The sequence below is a fragment of the Moorena sp. SIO3I8 genome (assembly GCF_010692325.1).
Lineage (GTDB): Bacteria > Cyanobacteriota > Cyanobacteriia > Cyanobacteriales > Coleofasciculaceae > Moorena.
Genome location: NZ_JAAHHW010000046.1, coordinates 35,901 through 51,827, shown reverse-complemented (window position 1 = coordinate 51,827; position 15,927 = coordinate 35,901). Strand labels below are relative to the sequence as shown.

The following is a 15,927-nucleotide window of genomic DNA, read 5'->3' as shown; positions in this document are numbered from 1 at the left end:
CACGAGTTGAGGATATGGCAGCCCACTACATTGGATTAATAAAGTCCATTCAACCAGAAGGTCCATACTTTTTAGGGGTTTGGGCTCAAAAAACTGAAGAGGCTCAGAATATATGACTTGAGGATGGGCCAACAACAATTAGGCATGGTCATCCCCTTTGGAATTAATCTAGAGAGTCGCGTTGCTCTATAGCAATACGCGCGCGGGTATTTACAAATAATGGTGAGGGATAAATTCCTAAAAGCTTTGTAAAACTTGGCTTTTCTCTTCCGGTCTTGATGCAGTCGCTCACGGCTGCATCAAGACCAGGCTCAAAAATGTAGTTAACGATACTCTTAAGCCTCGAAAACTACTTCTTACCTATTCCCTATTCCCTATTCCCTATTCCCTATTACCTATTACCTATTACCTATTCCCTGTTCAACACTTCTGAGGCGATCGCATTACTGTAGAGCGCCGAACACAATAAAAACCCCCAGCAGTCAGCTGGGGGCAATATCCAGGAGATTTACCTTTTGAGGGTAATTATCGAGCAGATTTACTTTGATCACATCCGTTATATTTCTTAAATCCAGCCCGAATTTGACTAGCTCCGGAAAGATTGCTAAAAGAAAGATTGCTCCTTAAAGATTGCTCATGGTTGGGATCAAAGATATTACCTGGGAATTGGTGAAGGAGTGATCGGGTAAAGGGGTGATCCGGTGAAGGGATGATCGGTTGAGCAGTTATGACCTATGAAGGTAACTAGGGATGACGTGGACAAGAGTAATGTCCATTAAAATGGTAGTGTCAAGAACACAATACAAATATTGCTAGAGAACTGGCTATCATACAAAAAAATTTGGTAGGAAAGCGATGGAAAGCTTAGTCTGCGTTAATCTTGCCGAGTCCTATGAAGACGCGGAGAATTTTCCGTGGCAAGATGATAATGGTTTAATTCGATGGTTGGATGGGCTAAACAGTCCCACTATTCCTAGTTCAGCTTGGATCAAGATTAGTGCGATCGCAATTGCCCTAACCATTCTCAGTACCGCTGCTCATGCCAGTGCTAAAGTGCTTCAAAAAGGCAGCCGTGGATCACAGGTGACTTCTCTTCAGAAAGAGTTGGCAGCGGCTGGCTTTTATAAAGGTCGGATTACTGGCAACTATGACATGTTAACCCAGTCTTATGTTGCTATCTTTCAGCAAAAGAAGGGACTACCAATAGATGGTGTGGCTGGACCAAAAACCCTAGCAGCTTTATATAAAACTGCTGGTACTGATATTCGTCTACCAACAAACACACAGCTCAAACGCGGTAGTAGAGGAAAGGTAGTCAGCGATCTGCAAAAGAAGTTGACAACCTTGGGATTTTTTAATGGTCCGATCACTGGGTATTACGGGCGCATGACCCAAGCAGCGGTAATTAAATTTCAGCGAGCCAAGGGATTACGCGCGGATGGCGTTGCTGGACCAAACACATTGTTCGTAATCAATGGTGGTTCTATCAAAAACGCCACTGAGTTACGGCGAGGTAACAGAGGAACTGCTGTGACCAAACTGCAACAGCGGATGAGGGAGTTGAAAGTCTACAACGGTCCAGTAACGGGATTCTACGGTCGTTTAACTGAAGCAGGGGTCATAAAATTTCAGCGCTTGAGGGGACTACCAGTGACTGGTATTGCTGACTCTCGCACTTTGTCAGACTTAGCCAAAAATCCTAATGATAAGGATATTATTCCCAACGTCACTGAGTTGCGACCAGGCAGCAATGGCGAATCGGTGAAACAACTGCAAAATCGCCTCACAGAGTTGGGATTCTACAAAGGGCCAGTAACAGGATACTATGGTAAATTAACTGAGACGGCAGTCAAAGAGTATCAGCTTTCTCGGGAACTGCCAGCAAATGGCATTGCTGACTCTCGTACCTTATCAGCACTACGGGGCAATTCTTCTGGAATTGCCGTTGCTGCTAGCATCATTACTCCATTAAAACGAGGTAGTAGTGGCACAAGAGTGAATAGCCTTCAGAATCGCTTGATTTACCTAGGCTACTATAAAGGACTAAAAGATGGCGTATTTGGACCAGCCACAGAGGCAGCCCTGAAGCGATATCAACGGGACAAAGGCTTATTTCCCACTGGAATCGCTGATGCTAAAACCTTTTCATCTCTTGCTCCACGGTGATAGGTGTTCGTCTGGTATAATATCAAAACCTTGAAAGCCCCTTCCCCGCCTAACTCGCTATTTGTGTGGGCGGGGTATCCTGCTGAAATTTTGTATGAACCAGGATGCCTACTCAAACCATTGAAATCCTATCAGCTGAAGAACTGCGCCGTACAGTAAATCGTTTGGCATCTCAAGTGATCGAACAAGTGAGTGATTTGTCCAAACTAGCACTGGTGGGTATATATACCAGAGGTGTTCCTTTAGCTCAGTTGCTAGGACGTCAGATTGAAACCCTAGAGCAGGTCAGTGTGCCAGTGGGAGCGTTGGATATCACCTTTTATCGGGATGATCTCGATCGAATTGGCATTCGCACCCCAGCAAAAACAGATATTCCCTTCGATCTTGATCGTAAGATAGTGGTGTTGGTGGATGATGTCATTTATAGAGGACGTACCATTCGTGCTGCTCTAAACGCGGTGCTTGAGTATGGTAGACCCCAAACGATTAAATTATTAGTGCTAGTAGACCGAGGACATCGGGAACTGCCGATTAGTCCAGATTTTACGGGCAAACTACTCCCCACATCCGCCGAAGAACAGGTAAAGGTTTATCTAAACGATAATGATGGTCGGGATGGAGTGGAATTAATTAAAGTAATTAGCGCCTGAATCGTGATCAGATTGCTCTTATTTTCCAAATAATTATGACCCAAACCCAACAGCGAAAGGCCGACCACATCAGGATTTGTCTGGATGAAGATGTTCAATTTCGTGCCAATACCAATGGACTTGAGAGGTACCGCTTCACTCACTGTTGCTTACCAGAACTAAACCGCAGTGAGATTGACATATCTACCACATTTCTGGGGAAATCCTTGGGAGCACCATTGTTGATTTCTTCTATGACTGGTGGTACTGAACAGGCAAAAACGATTAATTTTCGTCTGGCTGAGGTTGCCCAACATTACAAACTAGCCATGGGGGTTGGTTCTCAGCGAGTAGCTGTGGAAAAACCCGAGGTTGGTCATACCTTTGCGGTGCGCTCCCAAGCTCCGGATATTCTTCTATTTGCCAACATCGGTGCGGTTCAGCTTAACTACAGTTATGGACTAGAAGAATGCCAAAAGGTGGTTGACCTGTTAACAGCAGATGGGCTGATTTTGCACATCAATCCCTTGCAGGAGTGCATTCAAGATAACGGGGATACTAATTTCAAGGGGTTACTTGACAAAATTAATGGTTTATGCAGTAAGTTAACGGTACCAGTGATTGCTAAAGAAGTGGGTAATGGCATCTCAGCGGCTATGGCCCAGAAGTTGCTGGAGGCTGGTGTTACCGCTATTGATGTCGCTGGTGCGGGGGGCACGTCTTGGGCAAAGGTAGAAAGTGAGCGAGGATTAACCGCTCATCAGCGTCGGTTAGGACAGACCTTTGGTGACTGGGGTTTACCAACCGCTGAGTGCATTACCAGTATTCGAGCCATTGCTCCCGACATTCCCCTAATTGCATCTGGGGGATTGCGCAATGGTTTGGATGTGGCAAAAGCGATCGCATTAGGAGCCGATATTGCTGGTCTAGCATTACCATTCCTCCAAGCAGCAGCTGAGTCAGTAGATGCCGTTGATGCCTTAGTGCAACTGTTGATGGCAGAAATCACTACCGCTCTATTCTGCACCGGTAATGCTACGTTGTCTGATCTCAAGCAATCCAACACTTTGAAAAAGTTAGGATAGTGGTAATAGGGAGTAGGGAATCGGGAATCGGGAATCGGGAATCGGGAATCGGGAATCGGGAATCGGGAATGGCTAATAGCTCAACGCCCTTAATCCTTAAATACTTCATCATTATAGACTTGATCATTAAGATAGCGTTTACTAGTCTAATGAGGTACATATAATTTTTTTTTATTGCTCCCTGCTCCCTGCTCCCTGCTCCCTTCTCCCTGCTCCCTTCTCCCTGCTCCCTTCTCCCTGCTCCCTGCTCCCTAAAACCAAGAAGTAAAGCACCTCAGCTGATTGATAAATGCTATCCTTAATCCTTCATCCTTAATCCCCTTAATCCTTTACCACATGCGTCAATTTCTCCAACAAACCTTTGCCAGCCTAGTAGGAAGTCTTGCCGGTTTAATTCTATTTTTTAGTTTAGCTACTAGTGGATTCCTGTTTGTACTGATTGCAGTAGCATCGAAAGATACAGGGCCACAGGTTCAAGATAAATCAGTGCTGGTGTTTGATTTATCGGTCAATATCAGCGATACCAATCCTACCTCAAGCACTAGTGAAGTGATTGAAGAGGTGTTATCGGGTCAAGAAAGCAATATCATCCCTTTGCGCAAAGTGCTCGATACTCTGGATAAGGCAACTAAGGATAAACGCATTGTTGCCCTCTACCTGGATGGAGCTGCATCTAAAACTGTTGGCAACACTGGGTTAGCAAATCTCAAGGAGGTAAGGGAGGCTCTGGAGCGTTTCCGAGCTGCTGGAAAAAAAATTATTGCCTATGACGTAGATTTGGGAGAACGGGAATACTATCTTAGCTCGGTTGCGGATACGATAATTCTTAACCCGATGGGAGTTGTGGAAATCAATGGCTTGAACTCTTCCCAACTTTTTCTGACCGGAGCTCTCCAGAAGTATGGTATTGGTGTTCAGGTGGTTCGAGTTGGCAAATACAAGTCCGCAGTTGAACCGTTCTTGCTCAAACAGCTGAGTCCTGAAAGTCGGGAACAGACTCGAGAATTGTTAGATGATATTTGGGATGAATTTTTGACAGCAGTGGGGAAAAGTCGTGAGATTACTCCCAAGACCTTGCAAGCGATCGCTAATACTAAAGGGATGTTGATCGCATCAGAGGCCAAAACTCAAGGTTTGGTGGATCAAGTTGGATACTTCGATGAGGTGATTGCTACCCTCAAGGAGCTTACTGGAGAAAAAGAAAAGGATAAATCGTTCCGGAAAATTAAGCTGGCTACTTACGCTAGAGCGAAAAGTCCTTACTCTAAAAATCGCAAGTCTAAGCATAAAATTGCCGTAGTTTATGCTGAGGGTAGCATTGTTGACGGTCAAGGAAACCTTGAGCAAGTGGGGGGTAAACGCTTTGCTAAACAGCTGCGCGAGCTACGGCTGGATAAAGATATTAAAGCAGTAGTGCTAAGGGTTAATAGTCCTGGTGGCAGTGCTACAGCCTCTGAGATTATTCAACGGGAAGTGCGGCTGATCCGTGAGGAAAAGCCAGTGATTGTGTCTATGGGCAATGTGGCAGCTTCTGGTGGCTACTGGATTTCTACCTATAGCGACCGAATTTTTGCTGAGCCAAATACTATCACTGGTTCTATTGGTGTCTTTGGTGTACTTTTTAATATCCAAGAATTAGCTAACAACAATGGTCTGACCTGGGATATTGTACAAACAGCTTCTTTAGCGGATATTCAAAGTACTGTCCGTCCCAAAACAGACCAAGAGTTAGCAATCTACCAAACCATGGTTAATCAGATTTATGACCAGTTCATTGACAAAGTAGCAGAGTCACGTAAATTGCCTAAGGGCAAGGTGAAAGACATTGCTCAGGGACGGGTTTGGTCAGGTATAGACGCCAAGCAGATAGGTTTAGTTGATGAGATTGGGGGTATTAATGATGCTATTAAGTATGCCGCTAAGCAAGCTAAGTTAAAGGATGATTGGAAAGTAGAAGAGTATCCAAAAATTCCTAGTTTCGAGGAAAGGATTCTGGAGACACTGACTAATGATGTTAGGGTCACAAGCCGACAATTACCTGAGCCACTAACTACAGAATTGCTGAAGCTAAAAGATGATTTGGCAATTTTCACAACCTTCAATGACCCGAAGGGGATTTATTCTATTTTACCGTTTAACTGGCGGCTTGATTAAGGGTTGAACGCGCACGCGTGGCCTTTTGGCCAAGGTTGTCTGTCAGAATGAAGAATTAAGAATGTAGAATTAAGAATGTAGAATTAAGAAGGTAGACTTTGGAATTATACCTTCTTAATTCAAAACTGTTTGAGATTGAGCTTCTTTAAAGTTTTTTAAGATTCAGCTAGAAATCCAACACAAAACTTCGCTGACCTAATCCTCAAGAAACCACTAAGGTCTCAATCATTGCTTCACATAGCGCCCCATTCAAAACTTGATCGAACCTAACAAACATGGGGGAACTATTGAGTTCCAAAAATACAAGTTGTTTGGTGTGTGGATCGGTTTTGAAGTCAGCCGCCCCAAAATCCATCTGTAAAGCGACCATTAATTTGCGTAGCAACTCTACTTCTTGCGGAACTGTTTCGAGTGGAATCACCTCAGCATCTGGTTTAACCCGATAATCTAGATGCTGACTACGGATTTCAAAAGCAAAGGCATGATTCCCTACGACATAGATCCGTACTTCTGGGGCTACTAAACGATTTTGGACAATGGCTGGCATCGCAGCACAACCATTACGAAACTGGATAGAGGAGTACAATTGCTCTAGGGAATAACAAAAATCACCCCCAGCAACGGGTTTAGCAATCGCACTCCCCGCAGAATATTTTCCCAATTCCTCGGCTTCGTTGGTGATCCAAGTATCAGGGATTTGCAAACCTAACTGTTGCGCTAGTATCAGCATTGCTGGCTTATTGCCAACTGCAGGTACATGGTGACGATTGAACAACCGGATCTGGTTTTGCGATAGCAACCAACCATAGAGGGTTTGATACCAACCCGATGCCCGTTGTGATGCCCCAGAGTTCGGAGCGTTAAGATTACCAAAAACGTCATACCGAATAAAAGCTCCGGTTACAGACAGAACTGGAGCTTCAACTCTGAGATGCCTTTGAGTAAGATGCCATGACAATTTCGGACTTTCTTCTTGCCCATGGCGTAAATCGCAAATCGGGACTTGTTGACCTTGAGCAACTTCAATCAACCGAGTGAGATTTGGATCTAACTCCCCACCTGCAACAAGCAAACATCCACCATCTGCTGATTTAATCATTAGTACCGACCAAATGGACTACTCTCTTCACCCAGTGCTAGAGTTGTTGGTCCTTCCTCTCCGTATGCCCGTGTAGTCGGTTGAGGCTCTTCCTCTCCTAGTGCCTGTGTAGTGACTTGAGGATCTTCCTCTCCGTATGCCCGTGTAGTCGGTTGAGGCTCTTCCTCTCCTAGTGCCTGTGTAGTCGGTTGAGCTTCCTCTCCTAGTGCCTGTGTAGTCGGTTGAGCTTGTGTAGTAAATCGAGGCTCTTCCTCTCCGTATGCTAGTGTAGTCGTTTGAGGCTCTTCCTCTCCGTATGCCTGTGTAGTAAATCGAGGCTCTTCCTCTCCGTATGCCCGTGTAGTTGGTTGAGGTTCTTCCTCTCCGTATGCCCGTGTAGTTGGTTGAGCTTGTGTAGTAAATCGAGGGTCTTCCTCTCCGTATGCCCGTGTAGTCGGTTGAGGATCTTCCTCTCCTAGTGCCTGTGTAGTAACTTGAGGGTCTTCCTCTCCCAATGCTAGTGTCGTAGGTTCCTCTTCTCCTACTGCCAATGTCGTGGGTCGAGGGCTTGACTCGCCAGGCTTGAGGAACTCAGCAGCATGAACCGTAATACAATTGATTCGGGCAGAAACAATTACCGCATCTGCACCATTGGTCGGTGTAAAGTCAACACAAGCCGTGATTGGCGTCAGTCTTGGAAGACTAATACCTGACGGTTTATCAGCATCAAAACTGAATTCTAGGACAGAATCATCTGGATTGGGGTCTGCTGAGTTGTCTAACCGGGGATTTGTCCAGCCAGAAGTGGCAGCAAGCCCATCTGCTTGAATACTGAGTACAAGGGGAGACTCACTTACCTTAATTACAGAAACTTGCAAAACACGGAAAACTTTCATCCTGCTACGTATTTTCTCCAGATATATCTAACAGTTATTCATCATGAGTCATAAGTCACCTTATATCGTTTGATGCAAAGTAACTTTGATGGTTGACTCAACTATCCATAGGAATGTATATCCTTTTTGTTTCTAAATAAGATGAGGCTTTATAAAAATTTAAGCATTATAGCGGTTTTCATGGGTCGGGTACGGTGAAATGTGAATTACACTATTTGCCCCGTTCCCGATTCCCGATTCCCGATTCCCGATTCCCAATTACCGATTCCCGATTCCCAATTACCGATTCCCGATTCCCGATTCCCGATTCCCGATTCCCTCTTAAAACCGATACTTGCGAATCTGCTGTTGAGAATCCTTACTTACCAGCGCCCAGATTCCGATTGGTAAAGCATTCCCTTGAGCATCCACCTTAATTTCCATCACAATTGGTGGTGGTGATATCGGTAGGTTAGAGTTCTCTTGCCTAGCACTATTTAATTCTTCATTAATTTGTTCCCGTTGGTCTTCTGGCATATAGTAAGTTTCCAATCCGTACTCAATCGAACCATAGTTAGCAACACCTTTGATAGGAATCTGATTAGCTGGTAGTTGGGAAGGGAATTTGGCACTTAAGCCTACTGGTTTCCAAGCTATTGGTAGTTTAGTTGAGTTGGATGAGTCTGGTGCTTCTAAAATTACGTAAAAACGGGTACCAGGCTTGATAAAGGTTACCTTGTTGCCATTAGGTTGTTGCTTGGGCAATTTTTGCCAGCCAGGAAGATTGCGCAAGTTATCCTGATTAGAGATATAGTATCTTAGAGTTTGGGAATAGCCTCGCAAAAGTTCATAAGGGTCTACTGGCGCTGTCTGAAGGATGACAGTTTTTCCAGTCAGTGTAGTGTAAATTGCCTGGGTGGGAACAGTAATAATTAGTGCGGTTTGAAATAAAAGAGGTACCCAGAATCGCCAGCTTGGTATAGGACGGTAATACTCAGAATTAATGCTCATAGGTCATAAGTCATAAGTCATAAGTCATAATTCAGACTTCAAATAGCGCTCAAACCATAGTCCAGCACCAATAATACCTAGCCCACAGAGGAATAAGACTATGGATTTGACTAATAAACCAGTATCGTACTCCAGCATCCGGGTCAAAATTTGCAGCGTCAGTAGCACCATGCCACCCCAGAATAAACCTCGTTTCCCCTCTGCTAGTCCGGCGCGGATTAAACCGATGTCGATTAGGAATAAAAGCAGATTGAAGATGAATACCGCTATGATGGGTAGAATACCAATACTGAGATGCCAATAGGGAACTAGGGCGCTGATCACAATCATAATAGCCACAACCTTAGTTGTTGAGTCCATTCGACGCAACAGTTTTATCCACGCCCAGATCGTGAAGCTACCTAAAATGACACTATCAATCACAGCAGGTTCCAAGAGTATTGAGGTGACGTCAACTAGCGGTTTGACTGATGGTGAACTATCCCATAACACGTGGAAAGACAAAAAATAAAATGATAGGCCTCCGAAGGTGATACCAAGGGTGCGGGCTGTGCTATTAAATTCCTGGAGGTTGGGCTGAATTCTTCCCAGGAAACCCCCGTATGACCATAACAAGGCTGGTGGTAGAGCGCATGCGATCGCAGCAATCCAACCGGGATAAGGCCATAGCTCGAAGTTGATCAAGTTCCATTCCAGGGCAGCAACTACTGCGATCGCACTTAAGCGAAACATCCATCGTGAACGGCACCAGTAAGCCAGGGGAATAAACAGTAAACCCGCAAACACTGGCATATGTTGTATGATTAGCCTTAGCCAAGACAACTCTGTGATTGCCAGAAATTCTGGCTGGGACATTCCTTGCACATACCCTAACCCAATCAAGACCATTGCCAGCATCCCTAATAGGGTCAAGCGTAGGCTATAAGCCATGGCTAAGACTCCTAATCCCCAAATCAGGTATAACTGATAGAGTGGTCCACTTTGGTGGAACATTTGGGACATCAGTGCTATATTGGCTCCTAAAGTCAGGGCTCCTAAAAGTAATAAACCTTGTCCCAAACGGCAATGCCTACCTTGGGTTGGGTCTCGCCATAGATAGAAGCCAGCAATGTTGATCCCGAAGAAGACACTCAGAAGCAAGGTCACTTTCAACCACCGAGACCAGGCTTGCCAGTTGGCTGCCACAAAGGTGATCATGGCCAAGCCTAAGAGAAGACTGCCTAGAACTAGCAAAATTACGACGAATCGATTACGGGCCGCTACTTCCAGGTCACTAAATTGATAGCGTTCCGCTAATTGAGCGTATAGGCCAGCATCAATCAACCCTTCTGTTTGCCATTGTTGTGCTTCTTGACGTAACTGGTGACGAAATTTATCGGAAGGCATCACAACCTATATTTTAGAGCTTAAGACTTTCCTCTGGGAATATACAATGTTATAATCACTAACCGACTGAATGTTTGATTATGTCCATGATATGGTGTAAACATTCTGTAATAATTAGATAAGAGTAAGTAAAAAACTGTTAACTAGAATCGGAGCTAATGGTAAACCAGAGGTCAACGAGTGGGTCGTAGTAGCTCCGAACATGTGGTATATAGGAGTTTTGATTTTACTGCATCCGTCTATTCAGTTGAGGTTGGTAAGGTACGTCAGAAGATTGTCTAGACGTGGCAAGTTTTCGTCGCTCAAATTTATCTTTATCCACCCTAGTGACTGCTGTCAACAATTTTTTCTTTTTTTTGTTATCGCCCGGAGGTATCTCTAAATGTCTATTCGTCTGTACATAGGTAACTTACCTAAAGAAGAAGTAAACCGTGATGAGCTGCAAGCTATTTTTGCTGAAGCCGGTGAAAACTTTAGCACAAAAGTGATTAAAGATCGTAAAACTGGTAAATGTCGGGGCTTCGGCTTCGTCACGGTGGCAACGGATGAGGAGGCTGATCAATTCATTGAAAAGTTCAATGGTCATATGTTCAAGGATACTACCTTGAAAATTGAAAAAGCCCTGCCACGATCCAAGAATCAAGACAAAGAAGCATCTAAGGAGAAAGAAAAACCCAATCAGGAATCAACCCCATCTGCCAACAACACTCCTCCCCCTCGCCGTAACAACAACAAGAATAAGTCTAAGCGTAAGCAGCAACAGACTACATCTGACCCCGCTGGAATTCAACCCGATCCCCGTTGGGCTAATGAATTGGCGAAGCTGAAAGAACTGTTATCGGCTCAAACTACTAACTCTTAAGTTGGGATAAATCTAACTGATTTCCATTACCAATTCTGGCAAGATTAGCCCTACGTCCTACCCGTCAGGGAGGCGTGGGCTTATTCCTCTGTAAAGCTTCAGGCTTTCCACGCAATTTTTAAATAAAAGATCTAATCACCTCAGATTGGGTTTGACCAGTCTGCTGATAGTGCTACTTTAATATCGATATCTGACTCATTCTGCCAGACAGAGAGTCTTTTCTTTTTTTTGGTTGATGATCAGTGGCAAATCCCGATAGGTTTATGGTGTCTTAAGCCAGATCAGGATAGCTTACCAATACCAAAGAAATTAAAGCTAACGAAACAGTAAGCTATTGAGCTTGATAGATAGCTGTTAATTTTGTGTGCGCAGTACCAACTACCTATTAGCTTAACGCTGATGGTGGAAAGTCTGGCAAGCTCAGGTAATTTTGCATCGTCTGTTACCCGATCGATTTAAAATTGTGAGTTGTGAATTAAAACTTACGTTTTAACCACTAACCACTAACCACTAATCACTAACGTTGTTATGAGTGCAGAAATTGACCCCATTAAGTTAATGAAACAGGAAGTTGGCAAAGCAGCTGCCAAGCGGGTGCAGTCGGGAATGATTGTGGGGCTAGGCACTGGTTCAACGACTGCCTATGCAATTCAGTTTTTAGGCGATCGCTTAAACTCTGGAGAGATTAAGGATATTGTAGGGATCCCCACCTCTTTCCAGGCAGAAGTCTTGGCGAAACAGTACGGTATTCCCTTGACTACCCTTGATGCGGTTGATCACATAGATGTAGCGATTGATGGTGCTGACGAAGTCGATCCCCAGAAAAATTTGATTAAGGGGGGTGGCGCTGCCCACACCCGTGAGAAAATTGTAGATTCCCTGGCCAAACAATTTATCGTAGTGGTGGATAGCACTAAAATAGTTGACCGCTTGGGGTCTACCTTCCTATTACCTGTAGAAGTTATCCCGATGGCAATTACACCAGTTATGAATGCCATTGAAAAGCTAGGGGGTAAACCGGAACTGCGCATGGGGGTCAAAAAAGCTGGACCAGTGATTACAGATCAGGGAAATATGGTCGTTGATGTCAAATTTGATGCCATTGATAACCCAGCTGAGCTAGAAAAAACTATCAATAATATTCCTGGTGTTCTGGAAAATGGTTTATTTGTTGGGGTTACGGATCTGGTTCTAGTTGGAGAAGTTAAGGATGGTCAGACCGTGATTCGGGAAATGTAACACGTCCAGCACTAAAGCTTGAAAGTGCCGTGGGATTCTTGCTTGATAGAAATACTCTTGATAGAAATACTCAGATATTTCTCCCAAGCCAAGGCAATTAAGTGTATGTCCCACGGCTTGATTAATTTTCCAGCTAGAGAATAGTTGATTAGACTTTGTCGAGCTTAGCCACCAGCGGCAAAGGTGAGCATGATCACTGCTGAAAGCAACATACCAGGACTTAGTAACAGAACTAACATCAAAAAATCATGGGATTCCATAATCGTAAACTCTCCTAACTGCTTCTTTACTACCTTAACCTGCTACAAAGGCTAATCCCGGAAAATCAAGAATTTATCAAGAATTCGTAAGCGGTCAGCCCTCAGCGGTCAGCCCTCAGCGAAAGGCCTTTGGCCAAGCTACGCGAACAGCGGTGAGCTAAAAGCTCACGCGTGCGCGTTCAGCTTCAAAAAAAACATCGTTCGCGTGTGGCACAGGCTTTGGCCTTGGCCTTTGGCCACGCGGGGCGCGTTTGGCCACGCTGTGCGAACGACGCTGGGATTTAACTCAGTATTAAACGAATGCTTACCTCTTTTATTCAAAAGCTGAACGCGCACGCGTGCGCGTAGCGCATTAGCTGATAGCTGAATTGTCCTTAACTTGGAGCAGGAGAATAACGAATTTATCAGCATCTTCTAGTTGCTGTTAAACGTAGGATGGGTTTACCCTGGGAATCAGTTTACAATACCTTGTAATTTAAGTTTGAAACCGGGAAGCACTGCTTCTCCAGATAACTCTTTGGGATTATCTATAACCTCAGTTTTTTGTCCTGAGCGATAAATTTCAACCCGTCGATTCTGAGGGTCAATCAGCCACCCCAAGCGCAAGCCATTGTCAATATACTCTTGCATTTTTGCCTGTAGCTCCTTGAGACTGTCAGACTTTGATCGCAACTCAATTACGAAATCAGGACAGACTTTAGGGAAAGTTTGTTTTTGTTCCTCTGTCAGTGCATCCCAGCGGTTACGTGACACCCAAGAGCTATCAGGGGAACGATTGGAGCCATTGGGAAGTTCAAATCCGGTAGATGAGTCAAATGCTTCTCCTTGTTCCGGGTTTTCCTCATACCAATTGCCCAATTGCCTGCTAATACTTAGATTTCTTTTACCGGTTTCCCATCCTGTTGGTGGATTCACAATCAATTTTCCCTCAGCAGTTCTTTCTAATCTCAGGTCTCGGTTAGCATTAGCTAATTGTTCAAACTGTTGGTGACTGACGTTGAGGTCCAAAGATTGTGGAACTATTAGCTTTAGTAGGGGTTCTAGTTGACTTGACATAACCGTTAATCCTTGGAATTGAGATATAACGAGAGAGCAGAAGATAAAGAACTCACGTCGGTTAATTTTACTGGGATTATGGGGAGTTTATCTAAGTCGCGTTCGCTTTTAGCGGAAGCTTAGCTTCATCGCCTTTGGCGTGGCCTACGGCCAATCGCTTAATGGATAATTGAGCAGGGAAAACAAAGGTTGGGCAATCTGCGAACATTTATCTTGCTGTTCATTCTTGTCCTGATTCAAAAATTTTATCGACGATCTCCTGCCCAAGATGCCACATCATCCTCCGACCAAGGGAATGGCGGATTGCTGCTATAGTCAATAAAATAGTCGTAGCCTAACTGGTCATAAAGCTCATCCACTAATGTCTGTAATTCTACCATTGGTTCGGTATCCCCAGGAAGAAGGGGAAGCCGAAAAGAGGGAATGCGATCGCCTTTGGCGTGGCCTACGGCCAATCGCATAAATTAAAAAGGTACAAGTCAGCCGTGGGACGGGTATTAGAACGACTGACTAATATCCGATAATGACTGGGATTACTGCTGTTAGAAACAGGTAGAGGTTCCCCATCTCGCAACAGGTCAATTTCGACCAAATGAGTCATACTCTCGAATATCTGCTGCCGTTTGGCCTCGTATTTCTGACGCCCTTCTCCTCGTTTATTGGCAGGAGAGATAACTTCAATCGCTGTCACCACTTCCTTAGTGGCTACATCTTTAACCTCGATGTAGGATTGTCGGACTTCTTCTCGTAAAGGAACAGCTACCTTAATCGGTTGAACTAACGGTTCAGATACCGCAACTGCTGTAGCCATTGCAGCTGAAGCATCTCGGCTTTGTTGAACCGTAACATCGGGTCTACCAATGGCAATCTTGGTTGAGCCAGCAATCTTATAAACCCACTTATCGGTAACTACCCGATATTTAGGTAGCAGTTTCGGAATTAATGCTCTAGCCAAAGCCGCCACCAATTGGTTGTGGAAATCCGACCAATATTCCGGTTGTTCGAGGTAGGGATGAATCCCTGGAAATGGGTTAGTCATATAGCATTTTGATTTGAGTTGTAAACATACTTCCTTAGAGCTGATTCGTAAACTCGCACTAAACCTTGTAGGATAAGGCTTGCGCTAAAATAGAACAATTGAACTATTTAATACCGAAAAGACAATCATAGCAAGGCTTTCAGACTTCTTAAGATTTACTTTACGAATCAGCTCTAAGGGGGCCTTGCCCCAAACCAACTATGAACTGATATGGCTGAGAAAGGTACCGAGTAAATTCCAGAATCTTTTCCCTAGCCAAGCTGATAACACTCCACAGTAAATGGAGAAGCCAATGCTTAAAAGTATTATTGTATTCAAAGATATCTCTACATGCCAAAGCCATCGATAGATAGACATGATAGCGATGCCCGCCAGTAATCCGGCAGCCGCACCTGCTGCCGTCTGAGTTAATACTTGTTTTGCAGTAGGTTGAGTCGTTTCTGTTTCCATAACTAGAGGCTCCTCGTTAGTATCGTTAGCAATTTTGCACGGGACACACAGCAGTGTGCCCCCAATGTCAATCTATTAAATTAATTCACCTTGGATGCAATCAATTCCTGACCCCCTTGATAAAGTGTTAGTCCGTCAACCGTTTCCTCTGCTGACAAATTGAATTGAATCGTGATATCTGCAACCTGAGCCAAGAATTTAGTTTCTGGCAAAATTCATCCCACACTCATGCTGCGCATTGAGATGTGGGATAAATTTTCCACAGAGTCTTTCACAAAAGACCAATCGATGTGTTATACTCATAATACTGACTTTCAAAGCCGTTCGCGTAGCGTGGCCAAAGGCCATAAATGCTGGAAAGTTGGTCAAACATTATTAAACAAAAGACCAAAAAAACAGAGCGGCAGGGCAGTCCGTTCTTAAAGCCCAGCGCCTCCTAAGCAATAGCTGGATTGGCTGGGAAGCCCACACTGAACTCAAAGAGTCAGTGTGGGAGCTGTCACTTTCTGAAACAGGGTAAAGGGTAAACGCTTCCTGCCCTGTGGCTTGGGCAAGTAGTTGTTGTTCCTCGACTCGAATAGCGATCTCCATATTAGGGAGTAACTGGTAGGTTCCCACATAGCGCTTGTAAATTGCT

Annotated in this window: 18 protein-coding genes; 7 read left to right on the top strand and 11 right to left on the bottom strand. The window is 44.4% G+C overall.

Going from position 1 to position 15,927, the window contains the following annotated elements:
- Positions 1-855: 855 nt before the first annotated feature.
- The 3 genes from F6K51_RS18565 (at position 856) to fni (ending at position 3,880) form a co-directional block, all read left to right on the top strand.
- Positions 856-2,166, top strand: a complete 1,311-nt coding sequence (locus F6K51_RS18565) for a peptidoglycan-binding protein (protein WP_293022657.1) — start codon at positions 856-858, stop codon at positions 2,164-2,166.
- Positions 2,167-2,270: 104 nt separating this feature from the next.
- The gene (gene pyrR / locus F6K51_RS18560) at positions 2,271-2,816 is read left to right on the top strand and encodes a bifunctional pyr operon transcriptional regulator/uracil phosphoribosyltransferase PyrR (RefSeq protein ID WP_008184410.1); all 546 of its coding nucleotides are present in this window, start codon (positions 2,271-2,273) and stop codon (positions 2,814-2,816) included.
- Between the two features lie 35 nt (positions 2,817-2,851).
- Positions 2,852-3,880, top strand: a complete 1,029-nt coding sequence (gene fni / locus F6K51_RS18555; RefSeq protein ID WP_293022648.1) for a type 2 isopentenyl-diphosphate Delta-isomerase — start codon at positions 2,852-2,854, stop codon at positions 3,878-3,880.
- Here the strand turns inward: fni and F6K51_RS18550 are convergent.
- A complete protein-coding gene (locus F6K51_RS18550; protein ID WP_293022646.1) occupies positions 3,846-4,007 on the bottom strand; it encodes a hypothetical protein in 162 nt (53 codons plus the stop codon). The two genes, fni and F6K51_RS18550, sit on opposite strands and share 35 nt — an antisense overlap.
- 209 nt (positions 4,008-4,216) lie before the next feature.
- Here F6K51_RS18550 and sppA point away from each other — a divergent pair, with 209 nt between their 5' ends.
- Positions 4,217-6,034 carry a signal peptide peptidase SppA gene (gene sppA / locus F6K51_RS18545; RefSeq protein WP_293022668.1) on the top strand — a complete coding sequence of 606 codons (1,818 nt, stop codon included), beginning with the start codon at positions 4,217-4,219 and terminating at the stop codon, positions 6,032-6,034.
- A gap of 202 nt (positions 6,035-6,236) precedes the next feature.
- On the opposite strand, the gene F6K51_RS18540 is transcribed toward sppA, so the two are convergent.
- Together F6K51_RS18540 and F6K51_RS18535 are read right to left on the bottom strand one after the other, a co-directional pair.
- Positions 6,237-7,133 (bottom strand): hypothetical protein, encoded by an 897-nt coding sequence (locus F6K51_RS18540; protein ID WP_293022643.1) that lies wholly within the window; start codon positions 7,131-7,133, stop codon positions 6,237-6,239.
- Positions 7,133-8,008 carry a hypothetical protein gene (locus tag F6K51_RS18535; protein WP_293022640.1) on the bottom strand — a complete coding sequence of 292 codons (876 nt, stop codon included), beginning with the start codon at positions 8,006-8,008 and terminating at the stop codon, positions 7,133-7,135. The genes F6K51_RS18540 and F6K51_RS18535 overlap by 1 nt, the downstream gene beginning before the upstream one ends.
- A gap of 201 nt (positions 8,009-8,209) precedes the next feature.
- On the opposite strand from F6K51_RS18535, the gene F6K51_RS18530 reads away from it, so the two are divergent.
- Positions 8,210-8,398 carry a hypothetical protein gene (locus tag F6K51_RS18530; protein WP_293022637.1) on the top strand — a complete coding sequence of 63 codons (189 nt, stop codon included), beginning with the start codon at positions 8,210-8,212 and terminating at the stop codon, positions 8,396-8,398.
- Here the strand turns inward: F6K51_RS18530 and F6K51_RS18525 are convergent.
- The gene (locus F6K51_RS18525; RefSeq protein ID WP_293022635.1) at positions 8,330-8,998 is read right to left on the bottom strand and encodes a GDYXXLXY domain-containing protein; all 669 of its coding nucleotides are present in this window, start codon (positions 8,996-8,998) and stop codon (positions 8,330-8,332) included. The two genes, F6K51_RS18530 and F6K51_RS18525, sit on opposite strands and share 69 nt — an antisense overlap.
- 24 nt (positions 8,999-9,022) lie before the next feature.
- Positions 9,023-10,384: a DUF2157 domain-containing protein gene (locus F6K51_RS18520; protein WP_293022633.1), complete on the bottom strand. Its 1,362-nt coding sequence runs from the start codon at positions 10,382-10,384 to the stop codon at positions 9,023-9,025.
- 382 nt (positions 10,385-10,766) lie between these two features.
- On the opposite strand from F6K51_RS18520, the gene F6K51_RS18515 reads away from it, so the two are divergent.
- Together F6K51_RS18515 and rpiA are read left to right on the top strand one after the other, a co-directional pair.
- Positions 10,767-11,246 carry an RNA-binding protein gene (locus tag F6K51_RS18515; RefSeq protein WP_293022630.1) on the top strand — a complete coding sequence of 160 codons (480 nt, stop codon included), beginning with the start codon at positions 10,767-10,769 and terminating at the stop codon, positions 11,244-11,246.
- Between the two features lie 528 nt (positions 11,247-11,774).
- Positions 11,775-12,485, top strand: coding sequence for a ribose-5-phosphate isomerase RpiA (rpiA, locus tag F6K51_RS18510; protein ID WP_293022627.1), 711 nt, complete (start codon positions 11,775-11,777; stop codon positions 12,483-12,485).
- Between the two features lie 713 nt (positions 12,486-13,198).
- On the opposite strand, the gene F6K51_RS18505 is transcribed toward rpiA, so the two are convergent.
- The 6 genes from F6K51_RS18505 to F6K51_RS18480 form a co-directional block, all read right to left on the bottom strand.
- On the bottom strand, positions 13,199-13,801 hold the full coding sequence (locus F6K51_RS18505) for a Uma2 family endonuclease (RefSeq protein WP_293022624.1): 603 nt from the start codon (positions 13,799-13,801) through the stop codon (positions 13,199-13,201).
- A 245-nt stretch (positions 13,802-14,046) separates the two neighbouring features.
- Positions 14,047-14,262 carry a DUF4058 family protein gene (locus F6K51_RS18500; protein WP_293022621.1) on the bottom strand — a complete coding sequence of 72 codons (216 nt, stop codon included), beginning with the start codon at positions 14,260-14,262 and terminating at the stop codon, positions 14,047-14,049.
- Positions 14,247-14,840: a DUF4058 family protein gene (locus F6K51_RS18495; protein WP_229415520.1), complete on the bottom strand. Its 594-nt coding sequence runs from the start codon at positions 14,838-14,840 to the stop codon at positions 14,247-14,249. Before F6K51_RS18495 ends, F6K51_RS18500 begins: the two co-directional genes overlap by 16 nt.
- Positions 14,841-15,038: 198 nt before the next feature.
- Entirely contained in the window at positions 15,039-15,290 is a 252-nt protein-coding gene (locus F6K51_RS18490; RefSeq protein ID WP_293022617.1) for a hypothetical protein, read from the bottom strand.
- 80 nt (positions 15,291-15,370) lie between these two features.
- On the bottom strand, positions 15,371-15,502 hold the full coding sequence (locus tag F6K51_RS18485) for a hypothetical protein (RefSeq protein WP_293022614.1): 132 nt from the start codon (positions 15,500-15,502) through the stop codon (positions 15,371-15,373).
- Positions 15,503-15,665: 163 nt separating this feature from the next.
- On the bottom strand, positions 15,666-15,908 hold the full coding sequence (locus tag F6K51_RS18480) for a hypothetical protein (RefSeq protein WP_075905140.1): 243 nt from the start codon (positions 15,906-15,908) through the stop codon (positions 15,666-15,668).
- Positions 15,909-15,927: the final 19 nt, after the last annotated feature.

Excerpts from the sequence above, each read along its gene's own strand:
- F6K51_RS18565 (WP_293022657.1), top strand. The coding sequence starts at position 856 with ATGGAAAGCTTAGTCTGCGTTAATCTTGCCGAGTCCTATGAAGACGCG.
- pyrR (WP_008184410.1), top strand. The coding sequence starts at position 2,271 with ATGCCTACTCAAACCATTGAAATCCTATCAGCTGAAGAACTGCGCCGT.
- fni (WP_293022648.1), top strand. The coding sequence starts at position 2,852 with ATGACCCAAACCCAACAGCGAAAGGCCGACCACATCAGGATTTGTCTG.
- F6K51_RS18550 (WP_293022646.1), bottom strand. The coding sequence starts at position 4,007 with ATGATCAAGTCTATAATGATGAAGTATTTAAGGATTAAGGGCGTTGAG.
- sppA (WP_293022668.1), top strand. The coding sequence starts at position 4,217 with ATGCGTCAATTTCTCCAACAAACCTTTGCCAGCCTAGTAGGAAGTCTT.
- F6K51_RS18540 (WP_293022643.1), bottom strand. The coding sequence starts at position 7,133 with ATGATTAAATCAGCAGATGGTGGATGTTTGCTTGTTGCAGGTGGGGAG.
- F6K51_RS18535 (WP_293022640.1), bottom strand. The coding sequence starts at position 8,008 with ATGAAAGTTTTCCGTGTTTTGCAAGTTTCTGTAATTAAGGTAAGTGAG.
- F6K51_RS18525 (WP_293022635.1), bottom strand. The coding sequence starts at position 8,998 with ATGAGCATTAATTCTGAGTATTACCGTCCTATACCAAGCTGGCGATTC.
- F6K51_RS18520 (WP_293022633.1), bottom strand. The coding sequence starts at position 10,384 with ATGCCTTCCGATAAATTTCGTCACCAGTTACGTCAAGAAGCACAACAA.
- F6K51_RS18515 (WP_293022630.1), top strand. The coding sequence starts at position 10,767 with ATGTCTATTCGTCTGTACATAGGTAACTTACCTAAAGAAGAAGTAAAC.
- rpiA (WP_293022627.1), top strand. The coding sequence starts at position 11,775 with ATGAGTGCAGAAATTGACCCCATTAAGTTAATGAAACAGGAAGTTGGC.
- F6K51_RS18505 (WP_293022624.1), bottom strand. The coding sequence starts at position 13,801 with ATGTCAAGTCAACTAGAACCCCTACTAAAGCTAATAGTTCCACAATCT.
- F6K51_RS18500 (WP_293022621.1), bottom strand. The coding sequence starts at position 14,262 with ATGCGATTGGCCGTAGGCCACGCCAAAGGCGATCGCATTCCCTCTTTT.
- F6K51_RS18495 (WP_229415520.1), bottom strand. The coding sequence starts at position 14,840 with ATGACTAACCCATTTCCAGGGATTCATCCCTACCTCGAACAACCGGAA.
- F6K51_RS18490 (WP_293022617.1), bottom strand. The coding sequence starts at position 15,290 with ATGGAAACAGAAACGACTCAACCTACTGCAAAACAAGTATTAACTCAG.